This window comes from Mesorhizobium temperatum (genome assembly GCF_002284575.1).
Taxonomy (GTDB): Bacteria; Pseudomonadota; Alphaproteobacteria; order Rhizobiales; family Rhizobiaceae; genus Mesorhizobium; species Mesorhizobium temperatum.
Genome location: NZ_NPKJ01000020.1, coordinates 1 through 2,901, shown reverse-complemented (window position 1 = coordinate 2,901; position 2,901 = coordinate 1). Strand labels below are relative to the sequence as shown.

Sequence of the window (2,901 nt, the reverse complement as noted above, 5' to 3'; positions counted from 1 at the left end):
GCGACGATCTCTTCGAGATCGCGCTGGGCGACGATCTCTTCGAGATCGCGCGGTGGGTATTGGCAATGAGAACGATCAAGTGTCTTAAGGGCAATTGGTGGATGCCTTGGCATGCACAGGCGATGAAGGACGTGATACGCTGCGATAAGCTACGGGGAGGTGCGAATACCCTTTGATCCGTAGATTTCCGAATGGGGAAACCCACCTAAGGTGCTTGGAAAATCAGAGCAGCAGGGCAACTTGCTGCTGTGGTTTCCAAGTATCTGTTATAGGTAACTTATCCTGAATACATAGGGATAAAGTGGCGAACGCGGGGAACTGAAACATCTAAGTACCCGTAGGAAAGGACATCAACCGAGACTCCGGCAGTAGTGGCGAGCGAACCCGGACCAGGCCAGTGGCGATGATGAGACAAGCGGAACCTTCTGGAAAGTAGGGCCATAGTGGGTGACAGCCCCGTACGCGTAATGCAAGTCATCGTCCTCGAGTAAGGCGGGACACGTGAAATCCTGTCTGAAATTGGGGGGACCACCCTCCAAGCCTAAGTACTCGTGCATGACCGATAGCGAACTAGTACCGTGAGGGAAAGGTGAAAAGCACCCCGACAAGGGGAGTGAAAGAGTACCTGAAACCGATTGCCTACAAACAGTGGGAGTCCAAGGTTCGTCCTGGGTGACCACGTACCTTTTGTATAATGGGTCAGCGACTTAGTGTGACGAGCAAGCTTAAACCGCTAGGTGTAGGCGCAGCGAAAGCGAGTCTGAACAGGGCGTTCAGTTCGTCGCATTAGACCCGAAACCGAGTGATCTAGCCATGAGCAGGTTGAAGGTAAGGTAACACTTACTGGAGGACCGAACCCATAACTGTTGCAATAGTTCGGGATGACTTGTGGCTAGGGGTGAAAGGCCAATCAAACTCGGAAATAGCTGGTTCTCCGCGAAATCTATTTAGGTAGAGCGTCGACCGAATACCCCAGGGGGTAGAGCACTGGATGGGCTAGGGGTCCTCACCGGATTACCAAACCTAACCAAACTCCGAATACCTGGGAGTACTAGTCGGCAGACACACGGCGGGTGCTAACGTCCGTCGTGAAAAGGGAAACAACCCTGACCTACAGCTAAGGTCCCCAAGTTATGGCTAAGTGGGAAAGGATGTGAGGATCCCAAAACAACCAGGATGTTGGCTTAGAAGCAGCCATCATTTAAAGAAAGCGTAACAGCTCACTGGTCTAAATAAGGGTCTTTGCGCCGAAAATGTAACGGGGCTCAAGCCATACACCGAAGCTTAGGGTTCGTGAGCAATCACGAGCGGTAGCGGAGCGTTCTGTAAGCTGATGAAGCCATACCCGTGAGGGGTGGTGGAGGTATCAGAAGTGCGAATGCTGACATGAGTAACGTAAGGGGAGTGAGAGACTCCCCCGCCGAAAGTCCAAGGGTTCCTGCTTAAAGCTAATCTGAGCAGGGTTAGCCGGCCCCTAAGTCGAGGCAGAAATGCGTAGACGATGGGAACCACGTTAATATTCGTGGGCCTGGAGGAAGTGACGGATCATTGAGGTAGTCCAATCTTATCGGATTGAAAGGGCTGCTGCGTGGTTCCAGGAAATAGCTCCTCCTTATAGACCGTACCCGAAACCGACACTGGTGGACTGGTAGAGTATACCAAGGCGCTTGAGAGAACTATGCTGAAGGAACTCGGCAAATTGCACGCGTAACTTCGGAAGAAGCGTGACCCTTTTCCACGCAAGTGGAGGAGGGTGGCACAGACCAGGGGGTAGCGACTGTTTATCAAAAACACAGGGCTCTGCGAAGTCGCAAGACGACGTATAGGGTCTGACGCCTGCCCGGTGCTGGAAGGTTAAGAGGAGGGGTGCAAGCTCTGAATCGAAGCCCCAGTAAACGGCGGCCGTAACTATAACGGTCCTAAGGTAGCGAAATTCCTTGTCGGGTAAGTTCCGACCTGCACGAATGGCGTAACGACTTCCCCGCTGTCTCCAGCATAGACTCAGTGAAATTGAATTCCCCGTGAAGATGCGGGGTTCCTGCGGTTAGACGGAAAGACCCCGTGCACCTTTACTATAGCTTTACATTGGCATTCGTAGTGGCATGTGTAGGATAGGTGGTAGGCTTTGAAACCTGGGCGCCAGCTCAGGTGGAGCCACCCTTGAAATACCACCCTTATCACTATGGATGTCTAACCGCGGCCCGTTATCCGGGTCCGGGACAATGTATGGTGGGTAGTTTGACTGGGGCGGTCGCCTCCTAAAGAGTAACGGAGGCGCGCGATGGTGGGCTCAGAACGGTCGGAAATCGTTCGCTGAGTGCAATGGCATAAGCCTGCCTGACTGCGAGACTGACAAGTCGAGCAGAGACGAAAGTCGGTCATAGTGATCCGGTGGTCCCGCGTGGAAGGGCCATCGCTCAACGGATAAAAGGTACGCCGGGGATAACAGGCTGATGACCCCCAAGAGTCCATATCGACGGGGTTGTTTGGCACCTCGATGTCGACTCATCGCATCCTGGGGCTGGAGCAGGTCCCAAGGGTATGGCTGTTCGCCATTTAAAGCGGTACGTGAGTTGGGTTCAGAACGTCGTGAGACAGTTCGGTCCCTATCTGCCGTGGGTGTAGGAATATTGAAAGGATCTGTCCCTAGTACGAGAGGACCGGGATGGACGGATCTCTGGTGGACCTGTTGTGGCGCCAGCCGCATAGCAGGGTAGCTATATCCGGACGGGATAACCGCTGAAGGCATCTAAGCGGGAAACCCACCTTAAAACGAGTATTCCCTGAGAACCGTGGAAGACGACCACGTTGATAGGCCGGGTGTGGAAGAGCGGCAACGCTTGAAGCTTACCGGTACTAATAGTTCGATCGGCTTGATCGTTCTCATTCCCTATGCCCATC

Annotated in this window: 1 rRNA gene; it reads left to right on the top strand. The window is 53.4% G+C overall.

The features are described 5' to 3' along the window. Nucleotides 1-73 precede the first annotated feature (73 nt). Nucleotides 74-2,881: ribosomal RNA gene (locus tag CIT26_RS05720) — 23S ribosomal RNA — on the top strand. Nucleotides 2,882-2,901 lie beyond the last annotated feature (20 nt).